Raw genomic sequence first — 17,061 nt, forward strand, 5'->3', positions numbered from 1 at the left:
AACGCACTCCGGCACCCGAACCACATGCGGACCATGTGGACGGGCGGGCGCAAGGCGCGCAATACGGCGTTTGCCTCAGACGCCGGAGGAGCGGGAGAGTTGGCGGCACACGATATCGAGGATATCGGCCGACATCTCGGGATCGCCGGCGGCGACGCCGCGCGCCATGGTGAGGGCGCCGATCATTGAGGCCATGGTCGCCACCGCCTGACGGTGCCGCTCTTCCGGCGTTTCGCCTTTCATGTGCCGCTCCAGCGCGGCGATGAAGCTTTTCAGCCCCTGCGCATAGCCCTTCTGCAGGTCCGCAGACTGGCGCGCCACCTCAGGGCCGAGCGCGGAGAGGGCGCAGCCGCCGGCCGGGTCGTCGCGATGGGCGGTGGTGAGATAGCGGTCGAGAATCTCGGTGAGGTCGGCGGATTTCAGCCAGCGCTCCAGCCCCTCGGCGCAGGCGTCGCGGCAGGCCTCGTCCGCAAGGTCCGCCTTGGAGCGGAAATGGCCGTAGAAGGCGCCGTGGGTGAGGCCGCTCGCCTGCATGATCTCGGCGACGCCGACATCCCTGAAGCCGCGCTCGCGGAACAGCCGCGAGGCGGAGGACAGGATGGAGCGGCGGTGCTCGGCGACCTTGGTTTTCGTGACCCGCAATGAAGTGTCTCCTTCGTGGCCGCGCCGTTCCCGCGCGGCCGCGAAGTATACCTGATGATGATCAGAAATGAACCGGAGCGCCGGCGGGATGGCGCTCCGGCCGTGCACATCGTCGTGCGTCAGGCGGCGTCCCATTCCGGGGCGAGGCGGGCCGGGCTGACGATGCGCCCGTCGGGCCGCGCCAGCCCATGGATCGCCGCCATCTCCTGCGGCGACAGTTCGAAGTCGAAGATGGCGAGGTTCTCGGCGGCACGCTCCTCGCCGGCGGTCTTGGACAGCGCCACCAGCCCGTCCTGCTGGATCACCCAGCGCAGCACGGTCTGGGCGACGCTCTTCCCATGGGCGGCGGCGATGTCCTTCAGCACGGGATCGGTGAACACCTTGCCGTCCGCCATGGCGTAATAGGCCGTCACCGACAGGCCGGCGGCGCGGGCGGCGCCGATCACCGGGCTCTGGTCGAGATAGGGGTGGTACTCGACCTGATTGGTGACGAGCGGGGCTTCGCTCAGCGCGATGGCCTCCTTCATCTGCGCGACGTTGAAGTTCGACACGCCGATATGGCGCACCTTGCCGGCCTTCACGACCTCGTTGAGCGCGGCCACCGGTTCGGGCAGAGGCTGGCCGGCCGGCCAGTGCAGCAGCAGCAGGTCGACATAGTCGGTCTTAAGCTTGCTGAGGCTCTCGTCGACCGAGGCGATCAGGGCGTCGCGGCCATATTTGTCGACCCACACCTTGGTGGTGAGGAAGATGTCGGCGCGCTTGACGCCCGAGCGGGCGATGCCCTCGCCGACCTCGGCCTCGTTGCCGTAGATCTGCGCGGTGTCGATGTGGCGGAAGCCGAGCTTGAGCACATGGGGCACCATGCGCAGCGTGTCGGGGCCGGGCAGGCGGAAGGTGCCGTAGCCCAGCGCGGGAATTTTCGCGCCATTGGCGCTGACGAGGTTCTGCATGGAAATCTCCTGAAGAATGAGGCCGGCGGCTCAGGCGGTGCGCAGCGCCAGAGTCTCGCGGCGATCGAGCATCCCGCTCCAGATAGTCAGTCCGAGCGCGCCGGCAACGAGGAGGGCGCCGACCCAGGGCGTCGCGCCGAGCCCCAGCGGGGAGGCGACGACCAGCCCGCCGACCCAGGCGCCGATGGCGATGCCGAGGTTGAAGGCGGCGATGTTGAGCGCCGAGGCGACGTCGACCGCGCCGGGGCGCACCTTCTTCGCCAGCTCGACGACATAGATCTGCAGGCCCGGCACATTGGCGAAGGACAGGAAGCCGAGCGCGGCCAGCGTCGGCAGGGTGAGCCAGGGCGAAACGGCGGTGAAGGTGAACAGCGCCAGCACCAGCGCCTGCGCCAGGAAGATGAGGGTGAGCGCGCGCACCGGGTCGCGGTCGGCGACCTTGCCGCCGGCGATATTGCCGGCCGCGATGGCGAGCCCGTAGACCACGAGCAGCAGGCTGACGCTCGACGCGGCGAAGCCGGTGATGTGTTCGAGGATCGAGGCGAGATAGGTGAAGGCGACGAAGGTGCCGCCATAGCCGAGCGCGGTCATGCCATAGACGATGAGCAGGCGGCCCGAGCCGAGCACGCGAAGCTGGTCGAGAAGCCGGGCCGGGGCGGGGCGCGACAGGCTGGCGGGCAGCAGCGCGGCGATGGCGAGGAAGGCGACGACGCCAAGGCCCGACACCGCCCAGAAGGTCGCGCGCCAGCCGAAGCTCTGGCCGATGAAGGTGCCGAGCGGCACGCCGGTGACGATGGCGACCGTCAGCCCCATGAACATCAGCGCGATGGCCGAGGCCCGCCGGTCGGCCGGCACGAGGTCGGCGGCGATGGTTGCGCCGACCGAGAAGAACACGCCATGGGCGAAGGCGGAGAGCACCCGGGCGACGAGCAGCGTCTCGTAACTCGGGCTGAGCGCGGCGGCGGCATTGCCGGCGACGAACAGCGCCATCAGGCCCATCAGGAGAGGCTTGCGCGGGACCCGCCCGGTGAGCGCGGTGAGCACCGGCGCGCCGAAGGTGACGCCAAGCGCATAGACGCTGACGATGAGGCCGGCGAGCGGCAGGTCGATGTGAAGATCGGCCGCCACGGTCGGCAGCAGCCCGACGATGACGAACTCCGTGGTGCCGATGGCATAGGCGGCGATGGTGAGCGCGAAAAGCGCGAGCGGCATTCTGGCGAAGGACATGACGGGACTCCGCGCCTGCGGCCCGTACAGGGCGCGGCGACGAGGGTGTGACGGGTGCCGGCAGCCGGCAGGTTACGCCGAATATGAGGGGAGCCGGCTTGCGCGGGAAGCGCATATGTCGGACCAATAGATGTGAAGTCAGTTCACAGATGCGCCGGTGTGCGGGTGCGGAGGAGCGCATGGACAATCGCGCGGGCGAGATGCAGGTGCTGGTCGAGGCGGTGGATCGCGGCAGCTTTTCCGCCGCCGGGCGCCGGCTCGGCCTGTCGCCCTCGGCGGTCAGCAAGCTGGTGACGCGGCTGGAGGAGCGGCTCGGCGCGCGGCTTCTGGTGCGTTCCACCCGCGCCATCGTACTGACGCCGGAGGGCGAGGCTTATGCGGCGCGGGCCCGGCGCATCCTTGCCGAGATCGAGGAGGCGGAACGGCAGATCGCCGCCGGTGCGGCCGCCGTGCCGCGCGGCCGGCTGCGGGTGAGCGCCACGGTCGGTTTCGGCGAACTGTGCCTCGTGCCGCTGGTGCCGGAATTCCTCGCCCTCTATCCCGAGGTGCAGCTTGACCTGTCGCTTACCGACGAGGTGATCGATCTCGTGGCGGAACGGGCCGATATCGCGCTGCGCGCCGGGCCGCTGCGCGATTCGACGCTGAAGGCGCGCAAGGTGCTGGAGAGCCGGCGCGTCGTGGTGGCCTCGCCCGCCTATCTCGCCCGCCACGGTACGCCGCAGACGCCGCAGGAACTCACCGGCCACAACTGCCTGCGCTTCAACTTCCGCCGTTCCATGGACGACTGGCCCTTCGTCGACCCGGCGACGGGCGAGGCCTATGCGGTGGCGGTGTCGGGAAATCTGGAGGGGAACAGCGGCTCCATGGTGCGGCGCCTTGCGCTCGACGGGCTGGGCCTCGCCCGTATTGCCCGCTATGTCGCCGAGCCGGAGATCCGCGCCGGCCGTCTGGTGCCGGTGCTGGAGACGTATAACGGGCGCGACATCGAGATGCTGCACGCGGTCTTTCTCGGGCACGATCATCTCGTCGCCCGCATACGCGCCTTCGTCGACTTCCTGGTGGCGCGCATCGGCCACCGCCAGGAGCCGGCAGCGGCAGGCTAGCCGCTGCGCACCTTGCGGGTTTCCTGGTCGATGGCGTTGATGCCGTTGCGGCCTTCTGTGTTGCCCTGCAGTTCCAGCGCCCGGAAGATGCGCTCGGCCGAGCGCAGGTCGCGGATCTTGAAGTAGCACCAGGCGCGCATGACCATCAGGTCCTGCTGTTCGGGCGCGATGCGCGAGCGCTCGTCGAGGGCGATGAGCGCTTCGACGTAGCGCTTGTCCTTGTAGGCGGCGAGCGCGCGCTGGGCGAGCAGGTCACCGCTGAGCTGGACGGCACGGCGCGGATTCTGCGGCGCTTCCAGCGCGGCGGCCTGGGCGCGGTTGGTCATGCCCATGCGCAGATAGGCGAGCGACTTGCCGTAGGCGGCGTCCTCGGAGACGCGGCCGGTGCCGCGCGCCAGCCCCTCGTCGAAGGCCTTCACCGCTTCCATCGGACGGTCGAGGTCCATCAGGCGCCAGCCGCGCGCCACGGCGGCACTGGCCGCGCTGCTGGTGGTTTCGGGCTGCGTGTTGCCGGTGCGGGCGACGGAGCGGGCGGTCGGACGCCGGCGCGGGGTGGGCACCGCGTCGAGGTCGCCGGCCTGCGCATACTGGCCGGAATAGGAGGGCTGGGCCGGCAGGCCCGAGCCCGCAGGGAAGATGGTGGTGCCGGGCAGCCCGCCCGCCTGCTGCTGGTAGGCGAGGGCGGAGGAGGGCACGCCGCCGGCCTGCGGGACGGGCTGGAACTGCGTCTGGCCGTACTGGCTGGCACCCGGCAGCGGCACGAAGCCGGTGGCGGCGCCCTGCTGGTAGGCGCGGGCATTACCGGCCATCGGCGCGCCGAGCGGGGGCGGCTGCAGGCTCGGGGTCGGCGTGAGGCGGGCGGCGGCGGCGACCAGCGGGTCAATGCGCAGCCCGGCGAGACTGGTTTGGGCGTTGCGCGCCTCCAGCCGGGCCCGGACGGCCGGGTCGACCAGGGCGACGATGCGCTCGGAGCGCGGACCCCAGCTCTGCACCATCGCGTTGACGCGGGCGATGTCACGCAGGCGCCAGTAGGTGAGGGCGAGGCCGTAGGCGGAGGGCTCGTCATTCGGGTCCCAGTTCAGCGCGGTCTCGAACCAGGACTGGGCGGTGACGATCTGCCCGGTATTGTAGGCGTACCAGCCCAGCGCCTGCGCGCCCGGCACGTATTTGTCGCGCATCACCACCGGGCTGAAGCGCGAGAGCACGATCTCGTCGAGCACCGGGGGCGGATCGGCGGTCAGCAGAGCGATGACGACGTCGAGATAGGCCTTGTTGTTCTCGGGCGCCGCGTTGCGCCACTCATAGGCGATCGGCTCGGCTTCCAGCGAACGGCCGAGGAAGTTCAGCGCCAGCACATAGCCTTCCGCCGACTTCGGGCCGCCCTTGCGGTCGAGCGCCAGCTTGAACCATTCGAGCGCGCGCGAGGCCTCGTCATGGCGGAACAGGTACCAGCCGAGCAACAGCGGGTCGCCCGGCGTGGTCTCCTTGCGCGCCAGTTCCTCCATCCGCTTGATGTCGGAATCGGGCACCGAATATTCCGGGTTCTCGGCCGCGTGGCCCATGCGGCGGCGGATCAGGTCGTCGCGCAGCGCGGCGAATTCCGGGTTGCCGGCGTCGTCCTTGCGCTCCAGCTTGAGCAGCGTCTGGATCTGGTCGTCGGTCAGCAGCGGCATCGCCTTCTGCACGGTGGCGAGGCGCTCGCCGGCGTCGTTGCAGTTGTTCAGCACATAGGTGTAGGCGTCGACCGCGCGGGCGGTCTGGTCGGTCTTGGCGAACGCCTCGGCGACGCGCCAGAGAATGTCGATGTTCATGCAGGTGAGCATGCCGGGCGCATCGGTGGCGAGGCGCAGCACGGTGTTCCACTGCTCGGCGTCGGAGGCGTTGATCAGGCGGCGGCGGTTCTCGGCCTCGGTGAGGCGGGCGACCAGGTCCGGCGGCGGCTGCCACGACGGATCGGAGGCCTGGCGCATGGAGATGGCGCTGCGCACGTCGCCATACTTGCCCTCGGCATAGAGCTTCCACATGCGCTGGAGCTCGACGTCGGTCTGCGGGCCGAACAGGTCGTCCGGCGGGGTCCAGTCCGGGTAGAGGGCGCGCAGGCGGGCGATTTCGGCTTCGAGGCGGCGCGTGTCGCCCTGGGAGGCGAAGTAGCGCAGCGCGGTCTCGTCGACCTTGGGGCGGGAAGCGTTTCCGGCGTCGGTGCCACGGCCGGGGAGCTCGATCTGCTGGCCGATCGCGGGGACGACGGCGCCCCCGAGCATGACCAGCAGAATGGCTCTCTTCAAAGACATCTCGGGTATCGCTCCGCGACCAGCGCCCAGCCCAGTAGATACAGTGTCGACGGGTAATAGAGCGTTGGCTCAAACCGCCGTAGGTCTTCCGGGATCGGGGTGGCATTCAGAGCACATGCCAGAACCGCGCCGAGCATCCGATAGCCCGGTTCGGTCAGTCGCGTGAGCACGCGTCCGGTGGGTATGTCGACGATCGCCGGGGTTCCCCCGTTCTCGATCAGCCAGTTCCGCCGGAATGGTTCCTGTAATGCCGTGTTGTCGATCCCTGCACGCAAAAGGTAAAGAGATATCCTTAACGAATTGTAACCAAAGACCGGGGGGAACCCCTCCGCCAGCGTTACCGGCTTGCCCGGCGGCGCCGAGATCCAGTCCGGCGGTAGCCGCGCGGGGCCGAGCTGGGCGATGCCCAGAAGTTCCAGTCCGGTATTGGTGACGCCCGCCCAGTCGAATTCCGGCGCCAGACGCGCCATGACTGGAAACGTCTCGAATATCCAGTAGGAGAGATTCAGCACCGGCCCGTCGGGCCGGTCGCTTTCCGAGAAACCATTGACGCCGGGCAGCAGAATCTTGCGGTTGCCGGAAATGACGATCAGCTTCTGACCGATGGAGCGGGCGATTTTCCGCGCGGATTCGATATAGGGCGGAATATTCCACGCGGCTCCGGCCCTCGCCAGCGCATAGGCGATCAACAGATCCCCATCGCTCGCCGCATTTACGTCGGTGACGTGAGGTGTGGAGTTCGGGTCCCAACGCCATGCCGCGAGTCCATCGTCGCGAATCAGTAATTCCGTCCGTGTAAAACTCCATATGCGTTCGAAGTTGCTTCTGTCACCTGCTAAAAGGGCCAGAAGCATTCCGTAACCTTGACTCTCGCTGTGGCTGATGCCGCCATTGGCGCCGTCGACGACCCGCCCGCTGTCCTCGACGAATCGCTCCATATAGGCGGCCCAGGCAGGCGCCGGTATCTGGATGGCGGACTGGGCGCGGACCGGTAGGCTGGCGCAGGCGAGGAGCAGCAGGGCGGCCAGCAGCGCCCGCATCATGTCGGGCGCCCCAGCCGGCGCAGCAGGAGGGCGGTCGCGATGCCCAGAAGCGTGCCGGCGCACAGCAGCATCAGCGCATAGGGCACGATGTTGATGGACAGCCAGTTGGCCGCGATCATGCGGAAATTGCCGATGGTCAGCGGCTGGGTGATGATGAACTGGAAGCTGCGTATGTCGCGCCGGTCGATGTCGCCGGACGCCACCTGATAGGCGACGGCCTGCCCGCCCACCCGGTTCCACACGCCATCGGAGGTGAAGCGGGGCATGGCGGCGGCGAGCGATTCGGGCGTGCGGCCGGCGACCATGGTCCAGGCGGAGTTGCCCGACGGGTTCATCGCCTGCGCCATCAGCACCGAGGTGCGCGGCGGCGGTTCGAAATAGCTGCGCCGGCCTTCCTGAATGCGCAGCGAATCGAAGCTGATCGAGAAGGTGCTCTGCAGCCAGCGCTCGAAGCCCTCCAGCAGGCCGTAGACATTGTTGCGGCCGTGCACGTTGTCGCGCCAGCGCTGGTAGATCTCGGGCGTGTTCTCGCTCTCTCGCGTTGCAGCGGCGGCGGACGGCGTCTCCTCGCCGACCTGCCGCTGGCGGAAGCGCTGGAGCACGTTGTCATACTCGTCGCGGTTCGCATTCCCCTCCGGCTCGTCGGCCGAGACGACCCATTTCGAGCGCACATTCTCGGCGACGCCGACCTGGTCGAGAATCCCCGGCGAAATGTAGTCGATGCCGCCGACGAAGATGGTGTTGCGGTCGCCGAGCGTCGCCGAGGCAGGCGAGGCGTCGATCGCCAGCGGCGTGCCGTTGGCGAGGGCGAGGCGCGAGATCAGCGTGGCGGCGGCGGCGAGGGTCGCCGAATCCTGCCGCGCCAGCACCACCGCCAGCGGGTTGTCGTCGAGATTGTAGGGGAAGGCGGCCGCGGCGAAGGCGGCGAGGTCCGGCAGCCGGCCGATGCGCGCGAAATCGTCCATCGCGAACTCGGTGGAATCGAACAGCACGAAGCGGTCCTCGGCCGGCAGCGTGGCGCCGGGCAGGCAGCGGGCGTCGGATTCGGTGTCGAGCACCACTTCCAGCCAGATGTGGTTCACGCCGGGGCGGAAATTGCGCAGCGGGATCTGCATCGGCTCGTTCTGCAGAAGGCCGCCGCCGCTGGTGGTGATCGGCAGGTTCGAGGCGATCTGCTCGTTCACATAGACGTCGAGATGGCTGCCGGGCCGCACGGCGGCGGTGAAGGCGGCGTCCACCAGCAGCCTCGCCCGGCCATAGGCCTGCGCGTAGAAATCGTCGGGAAGCGCGATCTGGAACTCGATGCGGAAGCGCCGGCCGGAGAACTCCTGCGTCGACACGCCGAGATCGGCCAGCCGGATCGAACGCGCGCCGGTGAACATCGGCGCGTCGGGGGCGAACACGGTCGAGGTGCTGACCGCATTGTTCTGCGGGATGGAGATGGCGTTCAGCCGGTCGATGGCGCGGTCGACATCGGCGGGCGTCGGGCCGGAGATCACCAGCGTCGGCGCGCCGAAGCGGTCGTCCTCGATCAGCGTGGTGATGGGGCGCTGGCGCGCTTCGTTCGGCACCGAGGCCATCAGCCGGGGCAGTTCGGAGGCGGTGCCGACCACCACCGTCAGACCGCCCTTCGGCGTCGGGCCGGGCTGGCTGTCGCCGACCGAGACGGTGGGATTGGGGAACTGGCCGCGCACCGCCAGCCCCTGCACCGCGCGCAGCACGCGCGTGCTGCCGCCGCCTTCGATCGGGCCGGGGGTGACGAGGCGGATCGGGGTCACGCCGAAGCGGTCGACGCCGACCGAGGCGATGTCGTCGAGGCCGCCGGAGAGCGGTGGCTGTCCGCCGGTGAAGGAGATGCCGGTGCCCTCATTGTTGATTTCGGTCCACAGCTCGTAGGTGGCCGTCACCGCGCAGTCGGTGCGGTGGCGCTGCACGACGTCGATGCGCACGATATTGGCGCCGGGACGCAGCGTGCCGCGCTGGATCGGGGCCTCGAAATGCGCCGGCTCCTGCGAGGCGGCGATGGCCCGCTCGATGACCGGCTGGCCGTTGATGCTCACGCGGATGCGCGAGGTCTCCGGCATCACCACGACCGAGGAGAGGTAGCTGAGCAGGAAGCTGGAGGCGCGGTTGGCCTCCTCCTGCGTCGCGTAGATCACCCAGGCGCGCGAGGCGACCTCGCCGGCGAAGATCATGCGCCGCTGGGGAATGATGAAGCGGTCCGGCTGCCGGGGGCCGGCCGGCCGTGCTGCCGTGGCGACGGGTGCGGGAGCCGGGGCGGGCTGGCCGGGCACCATCTGGAACGGCGCGGCGGTGGAGGGCGGCGCGCTGGGCGCGGCGGGCAGCGCGAAGTTGGGTGCGGGCAGCGGTGCAGCGGGTGCCGAAGGCGAGGCTGCGGGCGGGGCGGCCGGCTCGGGCGGGAGCTGCGCGGTGGAAGCCGGGGGAGCGGGAATCCAGTCCGGCGCGGCCGCCGGGGCGGCCGGCCGGGCCGGAGCGGGCGTGCCCCCGCCCGGCATCCCCCCACCCGGCATGGCGAAGGGCGTGGAGGAGGTGCTCGGCTGCAGCGGCGGCAGCGATGGCACGGCGAAGGTGCGCTCGGGCGGAGCGGCGGCCGGTTCGTCGGCGTAGCCCGGCGCCGTCGCGGGCGCATTGTCGGGCTGGGCGCCCGGAGGGCTGGCCGGGGCGCCGCCCGACGCATTGCCCGAAGGCAGCGTCATGGGGATGGAGACCGGCGGCGGGCCGCCCTGCTTGCTCCCCTTGTCGCCCTCGGCCGGCATCGGTGGCGTCATCGAGAAGCCGGTGCCCTGGCCCGCCGAAATCTGGGCGAAGGCGGGGGCCGGGAGAAGATCGGTAAAGAAGGCGAGCGCGAGCAGCAGGCCGGCGGCGGTGAGGCGAATGAATGCACCCATCGTCGTCATCCGCGTTTCGCCGGCGCCAGCACCGGGCGGCGGCGCCTTTCGCGCCAGAGCTTCTGCAGGTGGATCAGATAGGACAGGCCGCGTCCCGTCTGGAAGATCGCCGTGCGCACGAATCGTATCGTCCCAAGCAGTACACCGGGATTGGTGCGGCGCGAATCCTGGAATTTCTTCCACTCGTTGGAATTGGCGAAGATGAGGTCGGCGATCAGCCGGTAGTGCAGCGGCTGGTCGGGCTGGAACTGGCAGCCGATCAGCAGTCCGTCGGCCGTGCGCTCGACATTGCGGATGGTCACGGGCAGCGTGTCGATGGGGATGTTCTCGGCGAGCGGGCGGAAGCGCAGGCTGACCACGCGCCCGCGCTCCAGCTCCGGCAGCACGACATTGGCGGCGGGGCGCACCCGCGCGCCGCCCAGCGAACCGTCGTCGATGGTTGCCGCGTAGGCCTCGCCGTCGACGAGGATATCGCAGCGGCGCAGCAGGTCGACGCGATGCGAGCGGCGGCGGTTGCGGCGCTCCGACACCACGCCGAGCGCGCAGCCGGCCAGCAGCAGGTTGAGCAGGTTCCAGCCGCCCACCACCACGATGATGTCGTGGTTGAACGGCTCGGTGACCAGCCGCCAGCCGGTCACCCCGACGCCGATCAGCAGGATGCCGAAGATGATGAAGAAGGGCCGGCCGATCTCGGAGACATGGCCCTCGTCCATCGTCTCGCCCTTGGCGGTCACATTGAAGGTCGGCTTGTTCGGGTTGGCGAGCACCGAGATGATGGCCGGCATCAGATAGACGGCCTGGATGTACTCGTAGATCTCCGACACCCACGGCCATCGGTAATGGCCGTAGAGGTAGTTCTGCATCAGCAGGTTCACCATCATGTAGGTGGTGGTGTAGGCGAGGAACTCGGCGCCCGAGGCGTTGAAGATCTCAAGCGAGAAGAACAGGTAGAACAGCGGCGAGATGAGGAACATCAGCCGCGGGTAGGAAAACAGCCAGAAGAAGGTGCTGGAGCAGTAGCACAGGCGCTGCGGCAGGGTGAGCCCGCGCTTTCCCGGCGGGAAGTGGAACAGCAGGATCTGCATCATGCCCTGCGCCCAGCGCGAGCGCTGGCCGATGAAGCTGGCGAAGGTCTCCGGTTGCAGGCCGGCGATCATCGGCTTGTCGACATAGATCGAGTGCCAGCCGCGCGAGTGGAGTTCGAGCGCGGTCTCCGCGTCCTCGGTGATGGTGATGCCCGAGAAGCCGTTGGTCTCGCCGAGCGCGCGGCGGCTGAGCACCGCTGCCGAGCCGCAGAAGAAGGCGGCGTCCCATTTGTCGAGGCCGCGCTGGATGATGCCGTAGAACATCTCGTTCTCGGACGGCATGAAGTCGAACGTGCCGAGATTACGCTCCAGCGGATCGGGATTGATGAAGAAGTGCGGCGTCTGCACGAGAAACAGGTTCTCGTCCTGCAGGAAATAGCCGACCGTATTGGTCAGGAAGTCGCGCGTCGGGGCGTGGTCGGCGTCGAACACGACCACGAGGTCGCCGCTGGAGAATTTCAGCCCGTTATTGAGGTTGCCCGCCTTGGCGTGCTCGTTGCGGGCGCGGGTGAGATAGTTGACCCCGAGGCCCTCGCACAGCTTCTGGAGATCGGCGCGGCGCTGCATGGCCGCCGCCGCCTTCTCGGGGTCGTCCTGCTGGCACTTCTGGTCCGAGCCGCCGTCGTCGAGCAGCCAGATGGTCAGCTTGTCGGCGGGATAGTCCATCGAGAGCGCCGCCGACACGGTGGAGGCGAGCAGCTCCGGCTCCTCGTTATAGGTTGGGATGAACACATCGACCGTGGGGTGCTCGCCGGGCGGAATGGGCGGCGCCTTGCGCGGCGCCATCGGCGCCGACACCACGAAGAGGCTGAGGAAGAGCATGAAGACGCTGTACATCTCGGCGAGGTACAGCATGAAGCCGGGGATGAAGTCTTCGAGCTGGCTGATCGGCGGCAGCGTGCTGGTGGTGCGCCAATACACGTAACGCAGCACGATGGCGGTGCCGAGCGCGAGCGCGATCTTGCGCAGCACGCTCGTCGCGGGCCCGAACGTCTTCAGTATGGCCATCGCGACGACGACGATGCAGCCGGCGATGAGATGCGCCTGAAGGCTGATCGGCAGCGTGATCAGAAATACAACCACCACGGACGCAATGGCCCAGAGTGTGGCGATCCATGCTTTCCGCATCGATTTCCCTGCTTCTTCAGCCCCCGCCGAAACCAGCACCTCAGTGTGTCTTAAAGCTCAGAAGTTGAAGAAACCTATCCATTTTCGAAACTTGCGTCTTGCGCACGATTCCACCCCGGGAGTCGGCAAGCTAAAGTCAGCCTGCACAAGTGATTCGGTCCGGGCTGGGCCGTGATCCATGGGTTGCCGCAGCGTGGGGGCGCCATCCGCAAGCGCGAGCGTCGAAGGGGCTATGACGGGACGGAACACGCGCAAATTTCTGTCCGGATGCCTGGTCGCATCGGTTGCGCTCGTCGCGTCGGGCTGTGCCATGTATCCGTTGCAGATGCCGTGGTCGGGCGGGCAGGACCCCAAGGTCGCCAGCCTCAGCTCCGAGGTCGAGGTCTCCGATGCCCTCGTGCTGCCGGAGCCGGGTTCGACCCCTCCCGTCATCGCCGTGGTGCAGACCAATTTCCTCAACGCCATCGAGCAGGAGATCGTGCTGGGCACGAACTCGCACTCGCGCGGCCAGAACGCCCTCTACGTCGTCTTCTTTGGCCCGGTGCCGGGCCGCACCGGCTGGGAGAACACCCGCGCCGATGATTTCCTCAATACGGAAGTCATCGACCAGGAGATGCTCGACCGCATGCCGGGCGTGACGATGTACACGTCGAACTACTTCGTCCAGAACCGCTACGGGCCGTTCAACTATGCGATTGGCAATGCCGGCGGCGGCGAGCTCTGCATCTATGGCTGGCAGCGCATCCAGTCGCAGGTGCCGATGTTCCTCACCTTCCGCGACCGCGGCTCGATGTCGATCCGGCTGCGCCTGTGCCAGATCGGCGCCACCGAGCAGGATCTGCTGAGGGTGATGTACCGCTATTCCATCAACGCCTATTTCCTTCCCCATGTCTGGCAGCCCTATGGGCGCCCGCTCGGGGAGCCGGAGGGCATCGGGCGCATCGGCGGCCCGCTCGCCTATCCCTCGGGCCTGCAGGGCGACGGCACGGTGCTCGACGGCTGGATGGGCAGCGACGTCACCGGCTCGGTGCCGCCGGCGGCGGAGGCCGCGCCGGTTGCCGCGCCGCGCCGCGCCCGGCCGCGCTATGGCAGCCAGGTCCCGCAGGCCGAAACCGTCTATCAGGGCGGCGGCTACGGCGCGCCGCGCGGCAATCTGGTCGACCCCTATGAGGGCTATCCGCAGGTGCCCGGTCCGGCCGGTTCGGCCCAGCTTGCCCCGAGCACGCAGCCAAGCGTCGTGCAGGGTCGCCCGCCCGCCGGCGCGGTGGTCGATCAGGCCCCGGCCCGTCCGGTGAACTCGCCGGCGCAGAACTCGCCCTTCTCGGCGCCGCCGACCCTGCCCGGCGTGACGCCCATGGGCGGGTCGCGCTCGTCGGTCGGCGATCCGGTCCGGCTGGTGCCCGGCGCGAGCAGCTATCCCGCCCCGGCGCAGTGAACGGCGCGTCGCTTTTGTTTCTTCGGGATTGAAACCGGGCGTTTCCCGGACGACGGCTGCCTTGCCGCGCGCCGTTCAGGAGGCGGCCAGCCACGCCCTCGCCCGGCGGCGGATTGCCTTGAGCCCGGCCAGCACGGGCCGTTCCACCGCGATGAGGAAGAGCTGCCCGAGCGCCAGCGTGGCGAGGCAGGTGCCGAGGAACAGCATCGCCAGTCCCGAGGCCGAGACGGGCGCGTAGCTCACGAAGATCGCCGAGGCCGGCGCCACGATCAGCGGCACGTGCACGAGATAGATCGGGAAGGACAGCTCGCCCAGCCGCTGCAGCGGCGCGGTTTCCAGCACGCGCCGCAGCGGCGGCGTGATCAGCACCGCCACCAGCAGCAGCAGCGCGCCGGCCTGCCGCGGCCCGTCCCGGCCGAGGGAGGCGACGAACTGGCTCGCGAGGTCCTCGCCCGCCGCGCGGCCGGGATAGGTGGCGCCCAGCACCAGCCCGGCGAGGCCGAGGGCGGCGCCGAGCCACAGATGGTCGCGCAGCCGTCCGCGCAGCTCATAGACCAGCGCGCCGCCGCAGAAGGCGGCGAGGTAGAACAGGCCGAGCGCGGGAAAGACGACGAGGCCGAGCGCCATGGCAAGCGGCCGCGCGCCTCCGCGCAGCAGCGCGTAGCCGCCATAGATGAGCAGCGAGCCGAAGAACTCTGCCTGCATGGTCCAGAGCGGGTTGTTGAAGCGGGTGGTGCCCTCGACGAAAACGCCGATGGCGCCCTCCCAGATCGCCTGGCTCAGCGGGGGGATGGGCGGCTGGTAGGTCCAGCGGAACCACGGGCTGCCGGTGAGCGCCTGCACTTCGCGCGCGGCGTCGGGAAAGCTGACCAGCCAGGCCCAGGCGAGGATGGAGGAGGCGAGCGCCGGCACGCCGAGGCGCAGATAGCGCAGGCCGATCATCAGCGGCGCCTCGCGCGTGCTTTTCGGCGCGGAGGCGGCGAGCACGAAGCCGGACAGCACGAAGAACACCGCGACGGCGAAATGGCCGTTCCAGAAAAAGGCGAGCGGCGTGTCGAACAGGGAGAAGCCGGTGCGCGCCTTGTCGGCGAAGGGGCCGGGCGTGAAGGCGTAGAAGAAGTGGAAGACCACCACTGCGCAGGCGGCGACGCCGCGCAGCCCGTCGAGGCAGACCACCCGCGCCGTGCCCGCCGGCGCCTGGGGTGTTTCGGCGGCAAGCAGCGGCATTCGCGGCCCGGTTCGGCAATAAGGCGGGAGGGACGGGAGGGAGAAGACGGAGAGGCCGGAGAACAGGAGGCGGGGCGCCGCATGGCGCCCCGACAGCACAGCCCGGCGGCTACTGGCCCGAGGTGAGCGTGGCGACGTCGCGGCCGCCGTTGATCTTCTTGAGCTCGTTCACATAGTCTTCCGGGTACATCATGTGCCACGGGGTCTTCAGGCCCATGAAGGACGCCACCTGCCCGATGAACCAGGTGCAGTTGGTGGTCGTCGCGTTCCAGAACGGCGTCGTCTTCTGCAGCTTCTGGATATAGGCGAAGACCTTCGGCGCATCCTGATCGCTCAGATAGACGCGGTAATTGGCGAGCAGATATTCCTCGTCGAGATCGCCATAGGAAGCGCCGGTCTCCGAGGGCACCGGCATGACATGGCCGAGCACGTAGGGAACCGGGCTGTCGGTGGCCGGATGCAGGCCGGCGACCTCGACCTCGCGCTCGCTCGACTTGCCGTACCACAGGAAGGCATGGCCGTAGCTGGCGGCGGTGCGGGCGCGGAAATCGACGTAATAGGGGCCGCGCGGCTGGGCGGCGCCGGGCTTGGAGGGGCCGGCGGCGGCGAGCGAGCTCGCGTCGGTCTTCTTGCGCGGCGTGGCCTGCGCGGCGGCGGCGGGCGGGGCGGTCGCGGCCTGTGCGGCCGTGGTCTGGGCGCCCTCCGCCTGCGCGTCACCGGTGGTGGCTGCCGGGGTCGTGCTGTCGGTCACGGCGGCGGCCGGCGAGATGCCGACGGCCAGGGCCGAAAAAGCGCAAAGCGCCACTGCGAGACAGCGGCGCTTTGCCTGGAGCGTAAATGTCATCATGCCAGCACCTCGTCGCTTCTCGTTCTGGATCGCATGCAGGATCGGGCCCGCCGCGGTCATGTCAAACAAGACGCGACAACCGGGAGCGGGCCCGATGCCGAAAATCAGCCCTTGGTGACGACCGGCGACTTGCCGACCGGGGTCTTGCCGATCGGGGCCTTGCCGATCGGGGCGGCTTCAGCCTTGACCGGCTGCGGCTGCGGGAGGTCGGCGGCCAGGGCGCCACCCACCATGAGAACCGACACGGACGCGACGAGCAGAGTCTTGATCATAGGTGAATACCTTCTATTGGTAAGGTTAACGGCCGGCCTACGGGGCAACCGAGGTCTCGTCGGGACCAAGAAATAATCCGTCCCGGCAACGCGTGCAATTGAACCGGCGGCGCCACGCCGGGATGCACCGGTGGTTTTGTCCGACTGTTGCAAAAATGGCGCGAAACCCTGTCGTTACGCCATGTCTAGCGATACGGGGGCGGTCGTGCGGGGCTGTTTCTGGTATCAACCGGCCATCGCCCTTCGATGAGCCCGGACATGACCATGCGTAAGTTTTCCATGCTTGCCGCGCTCGCGGCATCGCTTTTCCTCGCCGCTTCCGGCGCGGCCCCCGAGGCGCTGGCGCGCGAGACGGTCGCCTTCGAGAAGCCGGGCTATGCCCCCGGCACCATCGTCGTCAGCACGCGCGAGCGCCGGCTCTATCTCGTGCTCGGCGAGGGCAAGGCGCTGCGCTATCCGGTGGCGGTGGGCCGCCAGGGCAAGCAGTGGCAGGGCACGGTGCGCATCGACGGCAAATATGTCCGCCCCGCCTGGTCGCCCCCGGAGGAAATCCGCCGCGACAATCCCAAGCTTCCGGACGTCATCCCCGGCGGCACGCCGGAAAATCCGATGGGCGAGCGCGCCATGACGCTTTCCGGCGGCGGGCAATACGCGATCCACGGCACCAACCGGCCGAAGTCGATCGGCACCTATGCGTCCTATGGCTGCGTGCGCATGCATAATGACGACATCATCGACCTGTTCGGCCGCGTCGGCGTCGGCACGCCGGTGGTGATGCTGCCCTGAAGCGAGGCCGGCGGCTAGGTTCGGTTCATCTTCCGAGCCGGGCCCCCACTGGACCCGCCGAACGAAAAAGGCCCGCGCGAGCGGGCCTTTCTGTTTGGAGAGCGTGGCGCCGACGC

13 protein-coding genes are annotated in these 17,061 nt (G+C 68.9%); 3 read left to right on the top strand and 10 right to left on the bottom strand.

The annotated features are described in order from the left end of the window. Positions 1 to 75: 75 nt before the first annotated feature. The 3 genes from MWN33_RS08140 to MWN33_RS08150 all read right to left on the bottom strand — a co-directional run bounded on the left by MWN33_RS08140 (position 76) and on the right by MWN33_RS08150 (position 2,804). Positions 76 to 642, bottom strand: a complete 567-nt coding sequence (locus tag MWN33_RS08140) for a TetR/AcrR family transcriptional regulator (RefSeq protein ID WP_247199992.1) — start codon at positions 640 to 642, stop codon at positions 76 to 78. Positions 643 to 761: 119 nt separating this feature from the next. After that, complete coding sequence (locus tag MWN33_RS08145; RefSeq protein ID WP_247199993.1) at positions 762 to 1,592, bottom strand: aldo/keto reductase; 831 nt, start codon at positions 1,590 to 1,592, stop codon at positions 762 to 764. A 30-nt stretch (positions 1,593 to 1,622) separates the two neighbouring features. Further along, entirely contained in the window at positions 1,623 to 2,804 is a 1,182-nt protein-coding gene (locus tag MWN33_RS08150) for an MFS transporter (RefSeq protein ID WP_247200332.1), read from the bottom strand. A 194-nt stretch (positions 2,805 to 2,998) separates the two neighbouring features. Between MWN33_RS08150 and MWN33_RS08155 the strand changes: the two genes are divergently transcribed. Beyond that, complete coding sequence (locus tag MWN33_RS08155) at positions 2,999 to 3,922, top strand: LysR family transcriptional regulator (protein ID WP_247199994.1); 924 nt, start codon at positions 2,999 to 3,001, stop codon at positions 3,920 to 3,922. Here MWN33_RS08155 and MWN33_RS08160 read toward each other — a convergent pair. Genes MWN33_RS08160 through bcsA form a run of 4 tightly spaced genes read right to left on the bottom strand, consistent with a single transcriptional unit; the run spans position 3,919 to position 12,378 of the window. Next, positions 3,919 to 6,213, bottom strand: coding sequence for a YML083C domain-containing protein (locus MWN33_RS08160; protein WP_247199995.1), 2,295 nt, complete (start codon positions 6,211 to 6,213; stop codon positions 3,919 to 3,921). The genes MWN33_RS08155 and MWN33_RS08160 overlap by 4 nt on opposite strands. Continuing rightward, on the bottom strand, positions 6,204 to 7,256 hold the full coding sequence (locus MWN33_RS08165; RefSeq protein ID WP_247199996.1) for a family 8 glycosyl hydrolase: 1,053 nt from the start codon (positions 7,254 to 7,256) through the stop codon (positions 6,204 to 6,206). The genes MWN33_RS08160 and MWN33_RS08165 overlap by 10 nt, the downstream gene beginning before the upstream one ends. Next, positions 7,253 to 10,165: a cellulose biosynthesis cyclic di-GMP-binding regulatory protein BcsB gene (locus MWN33_RS08170; protein ID WP_281493688.1), complete on the bottom strand. Its 2,913-nt coding sequence runs from the start codon at positions 10,163 to 10,165 to the stop codon at positions 7,253 to 7,255. The genes MWN33_RS08165 and MWN33_RS08170 overlap by 4 nt, the downstream gene beginning before the upstream one ends. 5 nt (positions 10,166 to 10,170) lie before the next feature. Then, on the bottom strand, positions 10,171 to 12,378 hold the full coding sequence (gene bcsA / locus MWN33_RS08175) for a UDP-forming cellulose synthase catalytic subunit (RefSeq protein WP_247199997.1): 2,208 nt from the start codon (positions 12,376 to 12,378) through the stop codon (positions 10,171 to 10,173). A 310-nt stretch (positions 12,379 to 12,688) separates the two neighbouring features. Here bcsA and bcsN point away from each other — a divergent pair, with 310 nt between their 5' ends. Then, on the top strand, positions 12,689 to 13,813 hold the full coding sequence (gene bcsN, locus MWN33_RS08180; protein WP_247199998.1) for a cellulose biosynthesis protein BcsN: 1,125 nt from the start codon (positions 12,689 to 12,691) through the stop codon (positions 13,811 to 13,813). A 75-nt stretch (positions 13,814 to 13,888) separates the two neighbouring features. Here the strand turns inward: bcsN and MWN33_RS08185 are convergent, their stop codons facing one another. The 3 genes from MWN33_RS08185 to MWN33_RS08195 form a co-directional block, all read right to left on the bottom strand. Continuing rightward, a complete protein-coding gene (locus tag MWN33_RS08185; protein ID WP_247199999.1) occupies positions 13,889 to 15,040 on the bottom strand; it encodes an acyltransferase family protein in 1,152 nt (383 codons plus the stop codon). 109 nt (positions 15,041 to 15,149) lie between these two features. Continuing rightward, positions 15,150 to 15,887 carry a hypothetical protein gene (locus tag MWN33_RS08190; protein ID WP_281493689.1) on the bottom strand — a complete coding sequence of 246 codons (738 nt, stop codon included), beginning with the start codon at positions 15,885 to 15,887 and terminating at the stop codon, positions 15,150 to 15,152. A 104-nt stretch (positions 15,888 to 15,991) separates the two neighbouring features. Next, positions 15,992 to 16,159 carry a hypothetical protein gene (locus MWN33_RS08195; protein ID WP_247200001.1) on the bottom strand — a complete coding sequence of 56 codons (168 nt, stop codon included), beginning with the start codon at positions 16,157 to 16,159 and terminating at the stop codon, positions 15,992 to 15,994. Positions 16,160 to 16,423: 264 nt separating this feature from the next. Here MWN33_RS08195 and MWN33_RS08200 point away from each other — a divergent pair, with 264 nt between their 5' ends. Further along, entirely contained in the window at positions 16,424 to 16,945 is a 522-nt protein-coding gene (locus tag MWN33_RS08200) for a L,D-transpeptidase (protein WP_425531975.1), read from the top strand. The last annotated feature ends 116 nt before the right edge of the window (positions 16,946 to 17,061 follow it).

It is taken from the genome of Ancylobacter koreensis (genome assembly GCF_023016525.1).
GTDB lineage: Bacteria > Pseudomonadota > Alphaproteobacteria > Rhizobiales > Xanthobacteraceae > Ancylobacter > Ancylobacter koreensis.